This window comes from Roseivirga sp. AWQ4_251 (genome assembly GCF_056158225.1).
Genome location: NZ_JBSWSW010000001.1, coordinates 2,799,257 through 2,816,839, shown reverse-complemented (window position 1 = coordinate 2,816,839; position 17,583 = coordinate 2,799,257). Strand labels below are relative to the sequence as shown.

Here is a 17,583-nt window from a genome sequence, read left to right as displayed (position 1 = left end):
TTAGAAAGGATAACCTACGGCAATATTCCAAGTGTTTTGGTATCTTAATCCACTGAATGGTTTTAACCAACGTTGACCAATAGGGAATCGAGGATCGCGGATTTTGTGTCCCATATCAAGCCTGAAAACCAAGAAAGAAAAGTCGAAACGTAAGCCTAAGCCAGCTCCCACGGCAATTTCTTTGTAGAATCTGTTCAATTCAAAATTGGCACCTGGTGAAACCAAAACAGTAGAGCCATCTAGTGAATTGTTGGTTTTGAACATGCGCCAAATATTTCCTGCATCTACAAAAAATGCCCAATCAAGAAATCCTACCAAATTCGATCGGTATTCAGCGTTGAGCTCAAGAAGAATTTCTCCCGGTTGCTCAAACTGATAGTTTGTGCGGGCAGGAACCAAATCACCATTTTCATCACGGACGTTATTTCCATTTTCATCGAGCAAATACGGGTAAGACGACCCTGGGCCTAACCTTCGGGGTTTCCATGCTCTGTTGCTGCTACTACCACCGGTGAAGAAGTACTTTTCATAAGGTAAAGTTTTGTTGCCAGAGTACGATTTTGCAACGCCCACATTGGCTCGAAATACCAAGGCTTCATCTTTCCCTAAAGGGTAGTACCTTCTGTAGTCTGTCTGTAATTTCAGGAATTGATAATATTCTAAGCCATTATTTCTTAAAAGCCCTGTGCCTACAAAGTTGTACAAGTTACCGCCTGCTTCTGTGAAATATCGGAAATAAGAAGAAGGCTCTGTGGAGGTTGAATAATTGCTGTTCAGTGTAGAACTGAAAGAAGTACTGCTCACAAATGAAGGTTTAAAAGCCAAACGAAGTGTGTTCCCTTGGGCATAAAGTTGATCCAGTAGTTTCTCGAAATTAGGGTCGATATCACGCGTATAAATCAGGTTTATATCCGCTAGATTGAAATTGTAGGATCTATTACCTCCTAAGTTTTGCCAATTGTAAGAGAAGGTTCCGTTGGTGGTTTCTCGTTTGTATTCTGGCCTTTTGATGTATGAATATCCAAGCGATATCGTGGTCTTTGGATTGAAAGTGTCTAAGTTCAATTTTCGAGATGGGAAGGGAGTTACGAACCTTGGGAAATTCAAGCCCAAGCTTCCTCCATAATTATAACTTTGGTATGTCTTTTCATTATTAGAGGCCCCTGAAATACCTTCGGAACCTACAAAAGCATTGAATTCTAAGATTTCTAGACCACCAAAAACGTTTCTGTTTTTAAGAGAGACATTATAAAAAGGACCCGGGTAGGAGTTGGTTACATTCATACCAAGTTCTTGAGTTAGCTGGAATTTTTTGAGCGGAGCTGTGTAAATGTTAGTGATTAATTTACCAGGTACCAAAGTCGTGTCGAAGTTGATGTTTACGTATCGGAAAATGTCTATGGCCAGTAGTTGTCTTTGTGTATTGACAATATTGGTGTAGTTATAAAGGTCTTTTTCTCTGAAAATTAAACGAGTATCCAGCACTTTTTCAGAATAATCGAAATCACCCAAGTGATAAGTTACTCCTCTGTAATTGATGGTGTCTTTGGCCGCTTCGCTTCCTTGCGCATTAAAAATGATGGAGTCCATATAATACACCTGATGATATGGTTTGTCCGCTGGTTTATTGATAATGGTTGAAAGCCAAATATTGGTGGTGTCAGGGGCGTAAAAGGCTTCAAATTCAATAAAGCGCTTATTGAAGTCAAAATAACCTCTATCTCTTAGTAAAGATTCTATTCTTTGCCTTTCTAAATCGATGTTGTCTTTATTGTACGGTTCTCCCTTTTCTAGAAAGGATTCGCTTTTGCTGCTTTCTACTAATCTTGTCAGTTTAGGGTCGCCAGTACGTAAATTAAGGCTATCGAGAAAGCTTTGAGGACCTTCATGAATAATGAACTTTTGATTTACCTTTCTGCCTTTCTCCTTGGTTTCTACAGCAACTTCGGCTTTGCGAAAACCATGATTCATCAAGTAGTTTTCCATGCGGAGTTTAGAATTGTCGATGGCGCGTTCATCATAAACAGCCAATGGCGTTCCGGTACGCATTCCAAAATTTCCGTTTCGAAGTTGATTCTGAAACCTTTCTAGCTTTCTGGATTTTCGAGTTTGAAGCCCAGCAATGCTTTTCCCTTCAGAATCACGTTCGGCAATTTTTTTATCAATTTTCTCAATGTAATTGCGCCTTTTTTCTTCGATTTTTGCAGTGTCGTAGTGGTTTTCTGCTGATTCGTAAATGGCTGCTCCTATGGGGCCTAATATTGGAATTCGAATGTTTGGTGTTAATGTTATCTGTTCGGTGAGTTCATCCTTATCGGCTTTTTCGACCCCAACAATACTTTGGTTGTAAAGAAGTTTTTCACCATCTTCCAAATATTTGGCACCTGTACAGGCGCCCAAAATAAGAGTAAAAACAAGAAGAATTAGTAGTTGTATTGCCGGCTTCACAAATAGCTAAAATATGCTTTCAAAACGATTGATAAAGTACTTTAAATCTCTTCAATTAAAAAAATATAGAACTCAAGAAGGTAAGTTTCTTGTAGAGGGGGCAAAGGGGGTTCAAGAAGCATTGGAATCGGGTTTTGAGGTTACTCATGTTTTGATAACTAAGGATTTTGCTGAAGTGTTGCCTGTTCAGTTGTTAAATAACGCTAAGGAGGTAATTGAAGTATCGGAAGCGGATTTGAAAGCAGTGGGTACCTTTCAATCGAACAATGCGGGGATTGCCGTTTTGTCAATTCCGAAGGAGGAAGGAATTTCTTTGGCAAGCGATGAATTGACTTTGGCTTTGGACGATGTTCGTGATCCTGGAAATCTGGGCACTATCATTAGAATTGCCGATTGGTATGGGATTAAGCGAATCATATGCTCCAAAGAATCTGCAGATGTTTATAACCCTAAGGTAGTTAATGCCAGCATGGGCTCATTTTCTAGAGTTAAAGTAAATTATGCCGATCTCAATGAGTTATTTGGGCAAACTGAACTACCGATATATGGAGCTCTGTTGGAAGGTGAAAATATATATGACTCTACGCTAGGCCATGGAGGAATTGTGTTGATGGGGAATGAGTTGCAAGGAATTAGTAAAGAGCTTCTTTCGTATGTTACACATCCCATTCATATACCGCGAAGGGGAGGGGCAGAATCGTTGAATGTTGCTATTGCCACTGCGGTTATCTTAGATAATTTCTTCCGGTAGGCTAAAAGAATCCTTCACCACTTTGGGCACTGGCTTCTTCCTGTAGTTGAGCGCTTTCTTCTTTGCCTAGGTAATTGTCTATAAAGTAATGAGCCACATATAGCAAAGGAGTGAGCAGAATGGCTATTAGAAATTTGTAGATGTAGTTGGTTACCCCAACAGCAAGTACTTGCGTGAGTGACCATGGCCCCAGAAAATAGAATGCCACAAAAAGCACAACAAAGCTGTCGATTAACTGAGAAATTAACGTGGAACCTGTTGCTCGAAGCCAAATTTTATGATGGCCAGTGATGTTTCTAAGCTTATGAAAAACATAAACATCCACTAACTGACCAATAAGAAAGGCCACTAAAGAGGCAAAAATAATATTCAGGCCTTGGCCAAGAACTTTTTGAAATGCTTCGTTGATATTGAAAGCGTTGCCATTTGCGTCAGTGGCATTTACATCGAGCCAGAAGTCGGCAGGAGCTAATTTCATAGCAAGAAAGATGACCACAAAAGCATATGCAATTAGGCCTACAGTAATGAGCGTAATCCGCTTTACGCCCTTCTTACCAAAATATTCATTGATAATATCTGTGGTAATAAACACTACAGGCCACAGGACCACACCTGCGGTTAGGTTAAATTGAAGTAGAAAGTCACCGAACAGCGGAACGTCCAAGGGCTCAAATCCTAGCGTTTTTTCAAAAGAGAATATTTTTCCACCTATGAGTTCAGCAATGAGGGCATTGGTTATAAATATGCCACTGAGAATGATGAACAGGTTTGTTTTCTTGTCTTTGAGGATTGATTGAGCCATAAACGAATTAAATATCGTCTAAAATAAAGTCTTCGCCCTCAATGGCTAATTCTGAATTCGCAAAAACAGTTTGTGCTTCCTGTTTTAGGGGCTCCAAATCTTTGTATCGAATGGAGAAATGGCCGAGTAACAATCTGCCAACTTCGGCTTTTTTAGCAATTGTTGCCGCTTCAATTGCTGTAGAGTGATATGTACTGGCTGCTCTTTCTTTGTGCTCTTCTAAGAAGGTAAACTCATGATAAAGCATGTCTACACCTTTAATAATCGGTATTAGCGATTCATCATATTTGGTGTCGGAACAGAAAGCATAGCGGAAAGTTCGTTTTGGAGGAAGCGTAAGGTCGCTGTTCTTGAAAATCACATTACCCTCAGTATCCGTTATATCCTCACCGTTTTTTAAGCGAATGATGTTTCTAATAGAGAAGTCGGAAGGGAGTTTCTCCTTAACGATTTTGCGCTTTTTGGGCTTTTCTTCAAATAAAAAACCTGAGCATGGAATTCGGTGGTTCAATGGAATCGAATAAACATTCACCATATCATCTTGATGGATGAGTTTGTTTACGGTGGTGTCTACTTCAATGAAATTCACATTGTAATTGAAAACCGTTTCGGAATGCTTAAGCTGAAGTGTTATGATTTCTGCCAAGCCCCGAGGAGCGTAAAGATTAAGAGGCTTTTTTCTACCGGTTAAATGCATGGTAGAAAGAAGCCCCATAACTCCAAGGTAATGATCGCCATGAAGGTGTGAAATAAAGATATTGTTGATACGCTGAATTCGTAGCCTGTAGCGCTTCAATTGTAATTGAGTGGCTTCCCCACAGTCCATCAGATAATAATGCCCTTCAATATTGAGTAATTGAGAGGTCTGATTTCTTTTATGGGCAGGTGCAGCGGAATTTGAGCCTAATATCTTTACCCGGATACTCAATATTTCTTAAGCTTCTCCGTCTTCGGCTCCCATTTCTTTTTCCAATTCCGTCATCATCACGTTTTCAATAGCTTCGTGTTGAGTAGGAAGAATCTCTAGGATTTTATCAAGTTGAGAGAGCTCTATCAACTTCTGAACCATTGGCTGAAGACCACAAAGAACAAGCAAACCGCTATTTTCATTGCAAACTCTGTTGCCAGTAAGAATTGCGCTTAGCCCTGAAGAATCGCAATATTTAGTTGCGCTAAGATCCAATACGATATTAGAAATGCCTTGCGTGCTTAAACTTACAAACTCGGATTTTAAAGCAGGAGCAATTGTAGCATCCAGTTTGTCTTCTCCAAGTTCTATAACGGTATATTTTTCTTGTTTATCTACTGTAAATTTCATCTTTTACTTTTCGTTTAAATATCTGTTGATATTACTTTCTATTCTTTTCTCAATCTCTTCAATAGGGTGTTTTTGAAATTTGTCCCCTGTCACTTGCTCGAAAAGCTCAATATACCTTTCTGATATCGATTTAACAACATCATCGGTCATCTCAGGTACTTGTTGGCCATCTTTGCCCTGAAAACCATTTTCAATTAACCATTGTCTAACAAATTCTTTCGAAAGTTGTTTCTGTTTTTCGCCTGCATTTTGACGTTCTTGATAGCCTTCTTTATAGAAATAGCGTGAAGAATCTGGTGTGTGGATTTCATCAATCAAATAGATTTTCCCGTCCTTATGCCCAAACTCATATTTGGTGTCTACAAGGATTAAATCTTGGCCTGCAGCAAGCTCGGTTCCTCTCGCAAAAAGCTTTCTGGTGTAATCTTCCAACTGAACATATTCTGCTTCAGATACCAAGCCTTGTTTAAGAATTTCTTCTCTAGAAATGTCTTCGTCATGACCTTCCTTAGCTTTGGTAGTCGGTGTAATAATCGGCTCAGGAAGTTTGTCATTCTCTTTAAGTCCTTCAGGAAGTGAAACCCCACAAAGCTCTCTTTTTCCATCGCGGTATTCGCGCCAAGCATGGCCTGCCAAATAACCACGGATTACCATTTCCACAGGGTAAGTTTCACACTTCAAACCTACACTAACATTAGGGTCGGGTGAAGATTGAATCCAATTGGGGACGATATCTTCTGTTGCTTTTAAAAACTTAGAAGCAATCTGATTGAGCACTTGGCCTTTATAAGGAATGGCACGAGGAAGTACCACATCAAATGCTGAAATTCTATCGGAAGCGACCATTACCAAAAAGTCGCTGAAGAAATAAATGTCCCTTACTTTTCCACGGTAAAAATCTACCTGTCCTGAAAAGCTAAAATGGGTTTCTTTAATGCCTGAGGTCATTCGGCAAAAATAGTCAAAAAATGAATTGTACTTTAACTTAGCTTAGTTTTCTGACGAACTCATAAGTTGACCTCGAGAATAAGCTTCTTGCTTAATCACAGTTCCTTTTTGGTTGAAATATTGCCAAGTGCCTTCTCTTAAATCGTAGCGGTGATTTCCTTTGATTTTGATGTTTTTGCCATCAAAATATTCTACAAATCGGCCTGATTTTCGGCCATTAACATAGCTGGTTTCGCTTTTTACTTTTCCATTTGGAAGAAAGCTGGTTTCAATCCCTGTATTTCGACCGTATTGATAAGGCGATTGTTTTTCCAAAATACCTTCAGTAGAGTAATGTTTTACATATCCATTGATTACTCCATTGCTGTAAGGTGTCTCTGTTTTCTTTTTTCCGTTTTGGTGAAATTCAACCCAGGTGCCATTAGGCATAGCATTCAGGTAACTTTCTTTTGATTTGATATTTCCATTTTCGAAATATTCTTCGGTGGTTACATCTTGCGTAACTCTTGTGTAGTTCTCTACTTTTTTCACTTTGCCACTTTCGTAGTAAGTGTAATTGAGGCCGGTTTTGGCTCCTTTAATAAAAGTGAATTTCTCTTTTAAGGCTCCATCCAGGTAATAGGATTTAGTTTCTCCATTCAAAATTCCGTCTATATACTGACCTTCATCCAAAAGGCTTCCGTCTCCATCAAATCGCTTAAATGGGCCGTTTTTATAGCCTCCAACATAGTTGAATTGCCATTCCACTTGTCCATTTTTATAATAGGTTAGGTATTTGCCTTCAATTACACCATTGGCATAGTTGAATTCAGCGGATACTTGGCCGCCTTCATAATAATTTTTTGCCGGGCCATCTTGAATGGCGTTTTTGTAAGTGAATTCCGACTTTATATTTCCTGAAGGGTAATACTCCTTTGCCCAGCCAATGGGAGTGCTGTCGTTGAACTGCGTTTCAGCTTTTTTTACACCAGTTTCATAGTAGGAGGTAACCAGGCCATTGAGTTCACCATTTTTATAGCCACCTTTTTGGATTGGTTTTCCATTTCTAGAGAAGATTTCGAACGGGCCTGTTTTCTTGCCGTCTTCAAAAGTGATTTTACTTAGAAGTTGGCCATTTTCGTAAAATTCGTTGAAGGTGCCATCAGGTTTGCCGTTGTCAAAACGCCCTTTCATCGCTACGCTTCCTTCTTCATAATACTTCACGTAGTCTCCATGGATTTTGGTAGAATCCTTATCTAGAATAAAGTATTCTTCTTTAACGATCTTATTTTCGGGTTTGAAGTACTTAACCACTTTTTGCTGAGCGAGTAAGCTCGAGCCGGTTAGTATGCCTATAAAAAGGATGAGAAGATTTTTCATAAAAAAAGCCTTTCGTAAAATTACGAAAGGCTTTGGTATTTATTATAGAATCAGTTAAAGTTTCTCAATAACCATAGAAGAAGCACCTCCGCCTCCATTACAGATACCCGCTACACCAATGCTTCCACCTTTTTGACTTAGCACAGAAGTTAAGGTTGTCATAATTCTACAGCCTGAAGCCCCTAATGGGTGGCCTAATGCTACTGCACCGCCAAAAACGTTTACTTTTTCTGGGTCTAGACCCAACTCCATATTATTGGCGATAGCAACTGCTGAAAAGGCCTCATTGATTTCGTAGAAGTCTACATCAGATTTGCTTACACCTGCCATTGCCATTGCCTTAGGAATAGCTTTTGAAGGGGCCGTTGTAAACCAAAGCGGATCTTGAGCAGCATCAGCAAAACCTCTGATTTTTGCTATCGGCTTCACTCCAAGTTCTTCTGCTTTCTTTTTGCTCATTAGAATCATAGCTGCGGCACCATCATTAATAGTAGAAGCATTTGCCGCGGTTACGGTTCCGTCCTTACTGAATACCGGACGAAGACTTGGGATCTTTTCGAAGAATACGTTGGTGAATTCCTCATCGGTATCCATAATCAACGGATCGCCCTTTCTCTGAGGAATTTCTACCGGAATGATTTCATTTTTGAAATAACCAGCCTCTGTAGAAGCTGCTGCTCTTTTGTAAGAGTTAATGGCATATTCATCTTGCTGTTCGCGGGTAATGCCCATTTCTTTGGCTGTATTATCAGCGCAATTTCCCATAGGAAACTCATTGTAAACTTCCCACAGCCCATCTTTTACCAAGCCATCGAGTAATTCTCCATTACCATATTTGTAGCCATAACGAGCTTTAGGGATGTAGTAAGGAATGTTGGTCATGCTTTCCATGCCACCGGCAACCATTACATCGTTTAACCCGAGCATAATAGATTGAGCCGCAACCATCACGGATTTCATTCCTGATGAACAAACTTTGTTGATTGTAGTACAAGGTACTTCATTGCTAAGGCCTGCGCCAATTGCGGCTTGGCGAGCAGGCGCTTGGCCAAGGCCAGCCGAAACTACGTTGCCCATAAGTACTTCTTGTACATGACTTCCTTCTATGCCTGCTTTTTCCAAAGCGCCTTTTATAGCCAATGAGCCAAGCTGAGTAGCTGAAAATCCTGCTAATTTCCCTCCGAAACTGCCAATAGGTGTTCTGGCAGCCGATACTATATATACTTCGTTCATATCGAATAATTTATTTACCTAACGAGTGTTAGCAAAGTTAACAAATTAAGCATGCAAACAAATTTTTGAAAGGAGTAGAAAGTCTAAAATTCGATAGGTTTGAACTGATTTGGTGGAAAATAAAAAAGCCCCATTTTGGGGCTTTGAAATAATTTCTGAACTGAGATTACCAATCTGGTTTGCTTGTGTCTTTTTTCTTAGAAGCTTTTCTTTTGTTCTGTTGAACGTATTGAATTTCATTGTTTTTCATCGCTTCTAAGATCATTTTGGCTTTTTCTTCAGAGATGTTCATTTCTTTTAACTTCTCTTTCAGTTTTTCCATAGGATCTTTTTCTTCAGGTTTCTGATCAGGATCCTGCTCTTCATTTTCCTTCTGCTCATCTTTATTCTGCTGATCCTTTTTCTCCTGATCTTGCTTTTGCTGCTCCTGTTCTTTTTTCTCTTGATCTTTCTTTTCCTGATCCTGCTTTTCTTGGTCCTGCTTATCCTTTTTCTCTTGATCTTTCTTTTCCTGATCTTGTTTTTGTTTGTCGTCTTTCTGTTGATCCTTTTGCTGCTCTTCTTGTTCGCGAATTATTTTTTTCAACAATTCGTAATTGTAGCGAGCCGATTCGTTCGTAGGATTTTTGCGAAGTGCGTCCTTAAAGTTGTTTAAGGCTTCATTCGTGAAAGACTTCTTCTCTTGCGCTTCGGCTTTTTCGCTTCTCTTGTAGGCGATTATGCCTTTTTGATTGAAAGAATTAGAAGCAACAACTTTATCAGTTGAATGCTGCGCCAAATCGTCATAATTGCGTTCTGCTAAGCTTGCATATTCCAAGTATTTTGAAGCTTCACTAAGTTCGGCACTGTCCATTTTGTCCGCATTTTGACTCAAAATGCCCAGTTTTCCTTCTTCGCCATAGGCCAATAAATAGGCAGCGTTCGCCAGGTTTAGCTGAGCATTGTCATCACTAACCTTTAGAGAGTCAATTAATTCGCCATAGGCAAAAATGGCTTTCTCGTAATCGCCATCGTTATAGGCTTCCTTCGCTTCCTTTTTTAGCGCGTTGGACTTGGCAATTTTTGTAACAGGGTCTGTTACGCTGGAAAATAGTAAAATGATAGAAATTAAGTATTTCATATTCTCAATGTCTTTCTTCTGATAAATACATCTAAGATGAGCAAAAGAATGGCTGCTCCTAGAAAGTAATAAAATTTATTGGCTGAAGCATCAATCTGGCGAGTGTCTCTTATTTCACCTTCCACTTCATTGATAGCTCTGATGAGGCGGTTTACATCGTTTTGGTTTTCGTTGATTTCGAAGTACTTACCACCGGTGTCCGCTGCTAGTTTTCTCAACGACTCAGAGTTAAGTTTTGTTATTACCTCTTGGCCGTTTCTATCTCTTTTAAAACCGCCTCTTTCCGGAATTCGAGCTCCTCTTTCGGTTCCAACCCCTAAAGCGAACAGCTTTACGCCTGAGTCTACCACGTTTTTGGCCGCTTTATCTGTTTCTTCTCCAAAATCTTCTCCATCACTAATCATCAGAATGATTTTTGACTTTTGTTGCGTAATAGGGGCGTCAGGATTATCGAGTTTGTCGATGGCAATGTTTAAGGGTGCGCCAAAATCTGTTCCTGCGTTCGGTACTAAATCAGTTCGAAGCGTACTGATGAACAAGTTGAGCGCACTTTGATCGTAAGTAAGTGGACACTGGATAAATGCTTCTGAAGAGAAAATGATGATTCCAATTCTGTCTGAATTGAAAGCTTCAACAATATTATTGAGTTCGTATTTGATTTTGGTTAGTCGCGAAGGCTCAATGTCTTCAGCATTCATTGACTGCGATAAGTCAACTGCCAAGTAAATATCCTTGCCTTCCGATTTTACTTCTTTTGAGGTTTCTCCAAACGATGGCCCCATTAAAGAGAAGATGATAAGGCCAAAGGCCAAACTTCTCAAAATGATTTTCAGCAATAGGGGGCGAAAGCTTGTGTTCAACCTTTTGGAAACTAATACCAAACGGAAGATGTAGGCCAAATAGGCCAATATAAATAAGGCGATAAAAATGCCGTCAGTAAGATCTATGGATTTAAACCAGGTCATTGCGTATTTTCCTAATTAGCAAAGATAACAATGAATAAACGCCAAGCTCAACCGTTTGTCAAGCCATATGGCAAAATGTGTTGTTAAAGATTGTTAATGATGAATTTGATCGAGCAAAAAAATAGACTGGAGAAGATTGTGTATCTAGGATTTTACCGTCCACAATTCTAAATATTGGATTCTGAAATTATAAGTTTTCTATGAGGTTCAACTTATGTTTTGCTTAGTCTGTAGCTTGTTTTGTGTGTTTTAATGATCGTAAATATTTGATTTTCAGTGCTTGTAATTTTTGGCTAGGTGATTCACCGATTGCGTTTGCGCAATCCACCTAAATTTCAATTTCAAGCGAATTGCCAACATATAGGCTTTTGTAATTCCAGACCTTTGAAATGTCGAAAGTGAACGGAATGAAAATTTACAAAGCCATATTAACTCTTGTCTTCGTTAGCTCAGTAGCTGCTGCACCCGTTGATTACTTAATGAGCAAAGATCATGAAGAAACCGTGGTTTATGCTTCAGATGTAAATGACTACTGGTTGCCAGGCCAAGATTGGGTGGATTTGAAAACTGGAAAGGCTTACCCTACAGCTGAATTTGGTGATGTTATCTGGATGACCATGAGTTTTGGCAAAGGAAATCAGCTTTTCTCTTTCGAAGAAATTGTGAATCAAATTCCAGAAGGTTGGGAAATTCCTTCTCATGCCGATTGGGATGCGCTTTTTAAATCAGCTGGATTTAGTGAAGCACCAAGCAGCCTTATTCCTTCAACTTACTATCAGTTTAGATTCGATAATCTAGGTTTGAACGATAGTGTTTCAGGAAACTTCGGAAAAGGCCAGTTCAGTTTTTACTGGACAAAAGATGAAAATGGAAATGCAAGTTATGTCGAGGTTCCAAACAGAGAATTGAAATACGGTTTTCACGGAAACTCAAATGACAAGCAAATGGCAGTGAGATTAATTAAAAAAGAGATATAGTTTTTGACACCCACACGAGTGTTTTGGTTAGGAAGGTCTCCCATACGGGGAGACCTTTATTTTTTATTCTTTATTAGAATGGCTGGTTACCAGTATCTCACCATTATTAACTCCATGTACAATTATTTTTTCATTATTAACTCTTGCAACAACTGCGTTCTTAATGTTGCCTGCAGCTCTGTAATGAGAGTTTCTGATAATGTCGAAGCGATTTTCTTGAATATTGAATTTTAGTTCGAAGCCATGGCTTGCATCGTATTGCCCAACGGTAACCTCAGTGGAGTAATCATTACCAGAAAGAAAGTAGCTTTCATTTAATTTAATGATGTTTTTTAAAGGTGCTATTTGTGTTTCTTTAGGTAAAGCCAAGGCCTTAAAACTTCCATTTTCTTGAATGAAGGCCATATGTTCAAAAGTATTTGCATGACGAATATACGCTCCTTCTCTGAGTTCAATAGGTAGTATTTCTTCAAAATTTGCTGAAGCATAATTTTCATGTTTGAAAAAGCGCTTTTTAAAAGAGATAACTTGTTGTTCAAGCGTACTTTTTGAATGAAGTATATGTTGTTCTCCATCAATGTAGCAACTCATGATAGCGTCTATCATGCCATTTTTATCATAGTCTTTAGCAAAAATACTGAGAGGCTCATTTTCAGATACTTTGTATTTGGTATTTAGACCTAGGTTTCCTGCAATGATATCTTTTTTTCCATCTTGATTTATGTCACTAATAAAGACGGTGTTCCACCATCCTGAATAAGATGATAAACCATATTTGGCAGTTTGATTTATAAAAGACCCGTTCGATTGTTCAAATATTGAAATGGGCATAAATTCTCCTGCAATAATTAAATCTACTTGCCCATCGTTATTCATGTCTTCCCATTGGGCATCCGTAATCATTCCGATTCTTTGCAATTCTGGAGATTGCTCTTTAGTTACATCTATAAAGTGACCATTTTCATTTTTTAGAATATAAGATGTGCCGGGAAGAGGGTATTCTCTCGGACTCAATCTACCGCCAATAAAGAGGTCTTGATCACCATCATTATCAAAATCTGAAGCTCTAACTACGGAAGAGCTTGAAAGCATTTTTGGCAACTTGTCTGTGGTTTTTGTAAACAAGCCTTTTCCATTGTTTTCGTAAAGTCGATCTTGATAGGTTGGACTGTTTTTGGGAGATTCATTTCCTCCCGAACAAATGTAAAGATCAAGATCACCATCATTGTCCATGTCGAAAAGAACTGCTGCTACGTCTTCGTACTGTTTATCAAATCCAAATTCAGATTTGATAAACTTTTGGTTTGACTGTTGAATGAATATCTGGCCCGAAAAGCCTGAAGATCCACCTATGAATATGTCATCTAGACCATCTCCATTGATGTCTCCAACTGCCATTGCCGGCCCTTCTTCCGAGAATTTATGGGGTAACAGAGGTTCATAATAAAAATCAACATATTCATTTTCTGAAGGGGTAAAATTAAGACCAAAGGATTTAGCTATATTTTCTAATTCCATTGTTTGGTTATCTTGATTGAGATTAACCCTTTCATGAGCTTGATTTATGTCGAATTCTACGGTTGAGTTAGGAGTGGATTCTTTTGTTTGCTTGAGCCCGTTGGGCCAAATAACTTCAATGGATACTTTAGAAAAGTCATTGCCAAAACCAAAATACGCTATTGGACTTAAAGAAGATAAATAGCCTCGGCTTAAAGATTGATAATGAGATTGTTGTGATTGATTCTGTTGTACTTTTATTGTGCTTCCAATTCCGTTAGAGTTTTCCTTATTACCTTTAAGTTTAACTTTTAAATGGTTTGCTGCTTTCTCTTTTTGATCAAGGGTGTTTTCATAAATAAAAGCCTTGTCGTCAATATTTGACACTACCAAATCCAAATCTCCATCATTGTCTAGGTCGGCATAAGCCATCCCGTTGGACCATGTAGGGTCAGTAAAACCCCATTCTTCTGATTTATTGGCAAAAGTCAAATCTCCATTGTTGGAGAATGCATAGTTGTTAAGTTTAATGTCATTTGTCTTTTTAATGATAGCTAATGCCACGGCATTTGGGTCTTTGCCTTCTTCTTTAGCTAGTTCTAACTGTTCGCTGACAAAATTCCTGAAATCAAAGTCGGTAACATTCCTTCTAAAGCCATTTGTTATAATCAGATCTTTTGAGCCATTAGCGTCATAGTCAGCGAATAATGGAGCCCAACTCCAGTCTGTTTCATGGATGCCTGCAAATTGTCCTATTTCTGAAAAACCGCTTGTCTCTCTGCTTAGCTGTAAGCTATTTCTCATGTACTGAGGAGTGTAACCTTCCTTAATTGAAAGATTGAAGAAGTCGAATGCCATTGGCCCTAGAATCTTTTTTTGGCGATAGTTGTCACGAGGCATCATATCCACTTGAGCAATGTCCGGTAAAAGATCATTATTGAAATCTTGGACATCAATGCCCATCCCAAACTGACTAGTGTGCCTTAAATAAGATTTGGATTGGTCAGAAAAAGTACCGTCCTGATTGTTGATGTATATAATGTCATCAAAGAGAAAATCGTTACTTACATAAATGTCAGGGTAGTTGTCTCCATTGAAATCATTGATCGCTAATCCTAGTCCGTAGCCTTCGATAAGAATACCGGCTTCAATGGTTACATCTGAGAATGTACCATCACCATTATTTCTAAAAAGCTTATCGTTTGAAACAGAGGAGCCATCAGTGATTTTCTTATTTACCAACTTTAAATCTGTTCCTTCATTATTTCCATATGTCAAAAGGTACATGTCTAGGTCTCCATCTAAATCATAGTCGAAAAAAGCTGAGTGAGTTGAGTAATTGTCATTGTCTAATCCATAAGATGATGCGTTTTCAGAAAAAGTTAAGTCCCCGTTATTGATGAATAGCAGGTTTTTTCTTTTCTCTTTATTAGGCCCCGAAACAGCAATGTAAATATCCATATAGCCATCTGAGTTGATATCCACAACAGATGCGCCATTACTCCAGATATCGGTTGATAATCCTGCTTTCTTGGTAATGTCTTCAAATTTTAGGTCTCCTTTGTTGATATATAGTTTGTTGGATACCATATTGCCTGTAAAGAAGATGTCCTCTAGTCCATCATTGTTGAAATCACCAATTGCCACTCCTCCGCCATTATAGATTGGAGCAAAGTTCATAAGATTTAACTCTTTCGTCTCCGTTAGTTTGTTTTCAAAATCAACATTCGTTTTTGATGAAGGTAGAAGTCTGAAAAGTGAATTTGCATTTTTGTCGGCATGGCTACAGCTAGTGGTAAATATTGCCAATATGCTTATAAGCAGATAAAAGGACTGCTTAGTCTGTTTATTGATGATCATGTTGAAAAGAAGTCTCGATAGTGTTAAAATCTATTTTTTGACGAGATAGGATTTCTAATTCACTGTTCCCCTCTGTAATAACAATTTTGGTATTGATAGGAATATTTGTGAAAGTTTGCTGCTGTTCTTTATTGGGCCAGAAAATTTCTAATGTATCAATGTTTTCTGCTTTGCTTATACCGATATTCAGGTCAAAGCTGTTGCCTCCAAAGCTAGCGCCAGACGATATTCTTCTGTAGATACTCTGCCCTGAACTTGTGATAATATGAACCTTAGCACCTATAGCGAATCCTTTTTTATCTTTATTTAATAAGGTAATGTTTGTCCAGTTTTTATTGATGGTAGGGTTTAACAATAGTTGATTTTGATAAGTATCACCTTCATGAGCTCCGCCCATTGCGATATAAATATCTTCATCTCCATCATTGTCTATATCTCCCCAGCTTATCCCATGGCCTTTCTGGATGTTTGAAAAACCTCCTTGAAAGCTTACTTCTGTAAAATACTCGCCATTTATATTCTTGAACATTCTATTGGGTATAAGGCTTTCGAAGTTTGGGTCGCCTGTGCCAAAATACATATCTAAGAAGCCATCGTTATCTAGATCTCCAAAATTGAATCCCATCCCATATATAGCTTTTTGGAGTCCCGTTTCTTTAGTTACGTCAGTGAATGAGCCGTTTCCGTTATTCTTGAAAAGACGAGGAATTGCCGCTTTAGCTTCATTACCCTGCATTTCAAAGGCTACTTCAGCAGCTATAGGGTTTGAACTTGTGGTATATGAACAGACAAAAATATCTTCGAATCCATCATTGTTGTAATCCAGAACTCCTGTGGAAAAGCTTACAAAAGGCTCAGAAACTCCTGCGGTGTTGGCTATATCAACGAACTGTAATCCTCCCTGATTAAGCATTAACTTATTATTGCCTCCCATAATTGAAATGTATAGATCTTGAAGTCCATCATTGTTCACATCAATTGTGGTTACCCCTTTAATCAGCGCTGTGAAATTTAGGCCCGTTTCTTGTGCTATATTCTTGAAAGTGCCGTCTTTTTGACTGATGAATAACTCTGACTCATGTGCTTTCCCAAAGTTAGTTTTTCCCTTATTTGTGGAAGCCGTTGATTCATTACCTATAAAAACATCTAGCCAGCCATCATTATTAAAATCTGCCCAAGTGGCAGTTTGAGTAGGGTGGAAGGTTAATAAACCCGCTTCTTTAGTTACATCTGTAAAAGTACCATCTCTGTTGTTTCTTAGTAACGAATTAGGGTGTTGCCCCCAGCGTCCAAACCATCCTCCCCTTAATATGAATATATCTACCCATCCATCATTATTGTAATCCGTTGGGATGCAGTTAAGCCCCCCAACTAAACCGCTGAGTCCAGCTTGTTGAGTGGCTTCCGAAAATTGCCCTGATCCATTGTTTAGGAATAATCTTGTTTGATCAGAAGGTTTTGTGCCGCTAGAGGAAAATACTATATCAAGAAATCCATCATTATTGAAGTCGGCAAGAATAGATCCGCCTGCTATAGATTGTGAATTTAGATTCAGATTTGGTGCTATGTCGATGAATTTTTCAATGAGCACAGATGAATCAGATTCTCCCATGCGAATGTAATACTCTTTCGGTACTCGAAATGGGTATTCACCAAGTGTTTGATAGCAGATGTTTAAAAGCCACTTAAGTTCTAAATCATCGGGATGATCTTTTAATATATCTTCAATAATTTCAATAGCTTTTTCGGATCCATTTGTGAGTTTATGGATTCCGTTTCCCGAGATAGGAATGATACATGAACTAGAACTATGATTAATTAAACAGTTCTCTTGTTCTCCAAGCCTTATATAGGCAATCGCCAATAATCTTTTGAAGAAGTAATCCCACTTTTTGTTTAGTAATGATCCCTTTTTCTCTTTTTCAGAAAGAAAATAATCTATGTCAAAAATGGCGTTCTCAGTATTTCCTGCATTTAACTTTTCTCTAAAACTCCAATAGCTGTAAGAAATGTATTCTTCTGATTCTGTGTTATGCTTTTTTCTTAATGAATCATAAAAAAAAGCTCTTTGTTCATTGAAATAGTAAGTGATTTCTGACGGATTAACTTTATTATGTATTGTCTCTAGCAGGATTGACATTTCCGAATTGGTTTCTTTCTGATTGGAGCAGGATATAATTAAACTAAAAATCAGAAGGTAGAGCAAAATCTTTAGGCAATTCATTCTTTTAAGATAAATAAACTCTTGAGAAAAATAACCATTTGGCTTTCTATGAAATTCATATGTTTTTAGAGAAAGGCAATC

At 38.4% G+C, this 17,583-nt stretch carries 13 protein-coding genes; 2 read left to right on the top strand and 11 right to left on the bottom strand.

Annotation, left to right across the window (positions count from 1 at the left end; genetic code table 11):
* Nucleotides 1-2,448: a translocation and assembly module lipoprotein TamL gene (tamL, locus tag ACXACJ_RS12250; protein ID WP_475134682.1), complete on the bottom strand. Its 2,448-nt coding sequence runs from the start codon at nt 2,446-2,448 to the stop codon at nt 1-3.
* 13 nt (nt 2,449-2,461) lie between these two features.
* On the opposite strand from tamL, the gene ACXACJ_RS12245 reads away from it, so the two are divergent.
* Nucleotides 2,462-3,199, top strand: coding sequence for a TrmH family RNA methyltransferase (locus ACXACJ_RS12245; protein ID WP_475134680.1), 738 nt, complete (start codon nt 2,462-2,464; stop codon nt 3,197-3,199).
* 1 nt (nt 3,200) lies between these two features.
* On the opposite strand, the gene ACXACJ_RS12240 is transcribed toward ACXACJ_RS12245, so the two are convergent.
* The 8 genes from ACXACJ_RS12240 to ACXACJ_RS12205 form a co-directional block, all read right to left on the bottom strand.
* Nucleotides 3,201-4,001, bottom strand: coding sequence for a queuosine precursor transporter (locus tag ACXACJ_RS12240; RefSeq protein ID WP_475134679.1), 801 nt, complete (start codon nt 3,999-4,001; stop codon nt 3,201-3,203).
* 7 nt (nt 4,002-4,008) lie between these two features.
* Nucleotides 4,009-4,929, bottom strand: a complete 921-nt coding sequence (locus tag ACXACJ_RS12235) for a ribonuclease Z (protein ID WP_475134678.1) — start codon at nt 4,927-4,929, stop codon at nt 4,009-4,011.
* Between the two features lie 6 nt (nt 4,930-4,935).
* Nucleotides 4,936-5,319 carry an STAS domain-containing protein gene (locus tag ACXACJ_RS12230; RefSeq protein WP_475134676.1) on the bottom strand — a complete coding sequence of 128 codons (384 nt, stop codon included), beginning with the start codon at nt 5,317-5,319 and terminating at the stop codon, nt 4,936-4,938.
* Between the two features lie 3 nt (nt 5,320-5,322).
* The gene (locus tag ACXACJ_RS12225) at nt 5,323-6,267 is read right to left on the bottom strand and encodes a phosphoribosylaminoimidazolesuccinocarboxamide synthase (RefSeq protein ID WP_475134675.1); all 945 of its coding nucleotides are present in this window, start codon (nt 6,265-6,267) and stop codon (nt 5,323-5,325) included.
* Nucleotides 6,268-6,309: 42 nt separating this feature from the next.
* On the bottom strand, nt 6,310-7,626 hold the full coding sequence (locus tag ACXACJ_RS12220) for a toxin-antitoxin system YwqK family antitoxin (protein WP_475134674.1): 1,317 nt from the start codon (nt 7,624-7,626) through the stop codon (nt 6,310-6,312).
* A 54-nt stretch (nt 7,627-7,680) separates the two neighbouring features.
* Entirely contained in the window at nt 7,681-8,859 is a 1,179-nt protein-coding gene (locus ACXACJ_RS12215; protein ID WP_475134673.1) for an acetyl-CoA C-acyltransferase, read from the bottom strand.
* Between the two features lie 166 nt (nt 8,860-9,025).
* Nucleotides 9,026-9,979 carry a hypothetical protein gene (locus tag ACXACJ_RS12210; RefSeq protein WP_475134672.1) on the bottom strand — a complete coding sequence of 318 codons (954 nt, stop codon included), beginning with the start codon at nt 9,977-9,979 and terminating at the stop codon, nt 9,026-9,028.
* The gene (locus ACXACJ_RS12205) at nt 9,976-10,944 is read right to left on the bottom strand and encodes a VWA domain-containing protein (protein WP_475134671.1); all 969 of its coding nucleotides are present in this window, start codon (nt 10,942-10,944) and stop codon (nt 9,976-9,978) included. The genes ACXACJ_RS12210 and ACXACJ_RS12205 overlap by 4 nt, the downstream gene beginning before the upstream one ends.
* Nucleotides 10,945-11,351: 407 nt before the next feature.
* Between ACXACJ_RS12205 and ACXACJ_RS12200 the strand changes: the two genes are divergently transcribed.
* Nucleotides 11,352-11,921 carry a fibrobacter succinogenes major paralogous domain-containing protein gene (locus ACXACJ_RS12200; RefSeq protein ID WP_475134670.1) on the top strand — a complete coding sequence of 190 codons (570 nt, stop codon included), beginning with the start codon at nt 11,352-11,354 and terminating at the stop codon, nt 11,919-11,921.
* A gap of 63 nt (nt 11,922-11,984) precedes the next feature.
* On the opposite strand, the gene ACXACJ_RS12195 is transcribed toward ACXACJ_RS12200, so the two are convergent.
* Nucleotides 11,985-15,278: a VCBS repeat-containing protein gene (locus ACXACJ_RS12195; RefSeq protein WP_475134669.1), complete on the bottom strand. Its 3,294-nt coding sequence runs from the start codon at nt 15,276-15,278 to the stop codon at nt 11,985-11,987.
* On the bottom strand, nt 15,265-17,418 hold the full coding sequence (locus ACXACJ_RS12190) for an FG-GAP repeat domain-containing protein (RefSeq protein ID WP_475134668.1): 2,154 nt from the start codon (nt 17,416-17,418) through the stop codon (nt 15,265-15,267). Before ACXACJ_RS12190 ends, ACXACJ_RS12195 begins: the two co-directional genes overlap by 14 nt.
* Between the last annotated feature and the right edge of the window lie 165 nt (nt 17,419-17,583).

Excerpts from the sequence above, each read along its gene's own strand:
- ACXACJ_RS12245 (WP_475134680.1), top strand. The coding sequence starts at position 2,462 with ATGCTTTCAAAACGATTGATAAAGTACTTTAAATCTCTTCAATTAAAA.
- ACXACJ_RS12240 (WP_475134679.1), bottom strand. The coding sequence starts at position 4,001 with ATGGCTCAATCAATCCTCAAAGACAAGAAAACAAACCTGTTCATCATT.
- ACXACJ_RS12230 (WP_475134676.1), bottom strand. The coding sequence starts at position 5,319 with ATGAAATTTACAGTAGATAAACAAGAAAAATATACCGTTATAGAACTT.
- ACXACJ_RS12225 (WP_475134675.1), bottom strand. The coding sequence starts at position 6,267 with ATGACCTCAGGCATTAAAGAAACCCATTTTAGCTTTTCAGGACAGGTA.
- ACXACJ_RS12220 (WP_475134674.1), bottom strand. The coding sequence starts at position 7,626 with ATGAAAAATCTTCTCATCCTTTTTATAGGCATACTAACCGGCTCGAGC.
- ACXACJ_RS12215 (WP_475134673.1), bottom strand. The coding sequence starts at position 8,859 with ATGAACGAAGTATATATAGTATCGGCTGCCAGAACACCTATTGGCAGT.
- ACXACJ_RS12210 (WP_475134672.1), bottom strand. The coding sequence starts at position 9,979 with ATGAAATACTTAATTTCTATCATTTTACTATTTTCCAGCGTAACAGAC.
- ACXACJ_RS12205 (WP_475134671.1), bottom strand. The coding sequence starts at position 10,944 with ATGACCTGGTTTAAATCCATAGATCTTACTGACGGCATTTTTATCGCC.
- ACXACJ_RS12200 (WP_475134670.1), top strand. The coding sequence starts at position 11,352 with ATGAAAATTTACAAAGCCATATTAACTCTTGTCTTCGTTAGCTCAGTA.
- ACXACJ_RS12195 (WP_475134669.1), bottom strand. The coding sequence starts at position 15,278 with ATGATCATCAATAAACAGACTAAGCAGTCCTTTTATCTGCTTATAAGC.
- ACXACJ_RS12190 (WP_475134668.1), bottom strand. The coding sequence starts at position 17,418 with ATGTCAATCCTGCTAGAGACAATACATAATAAAGTTAATCCGTCAGAA.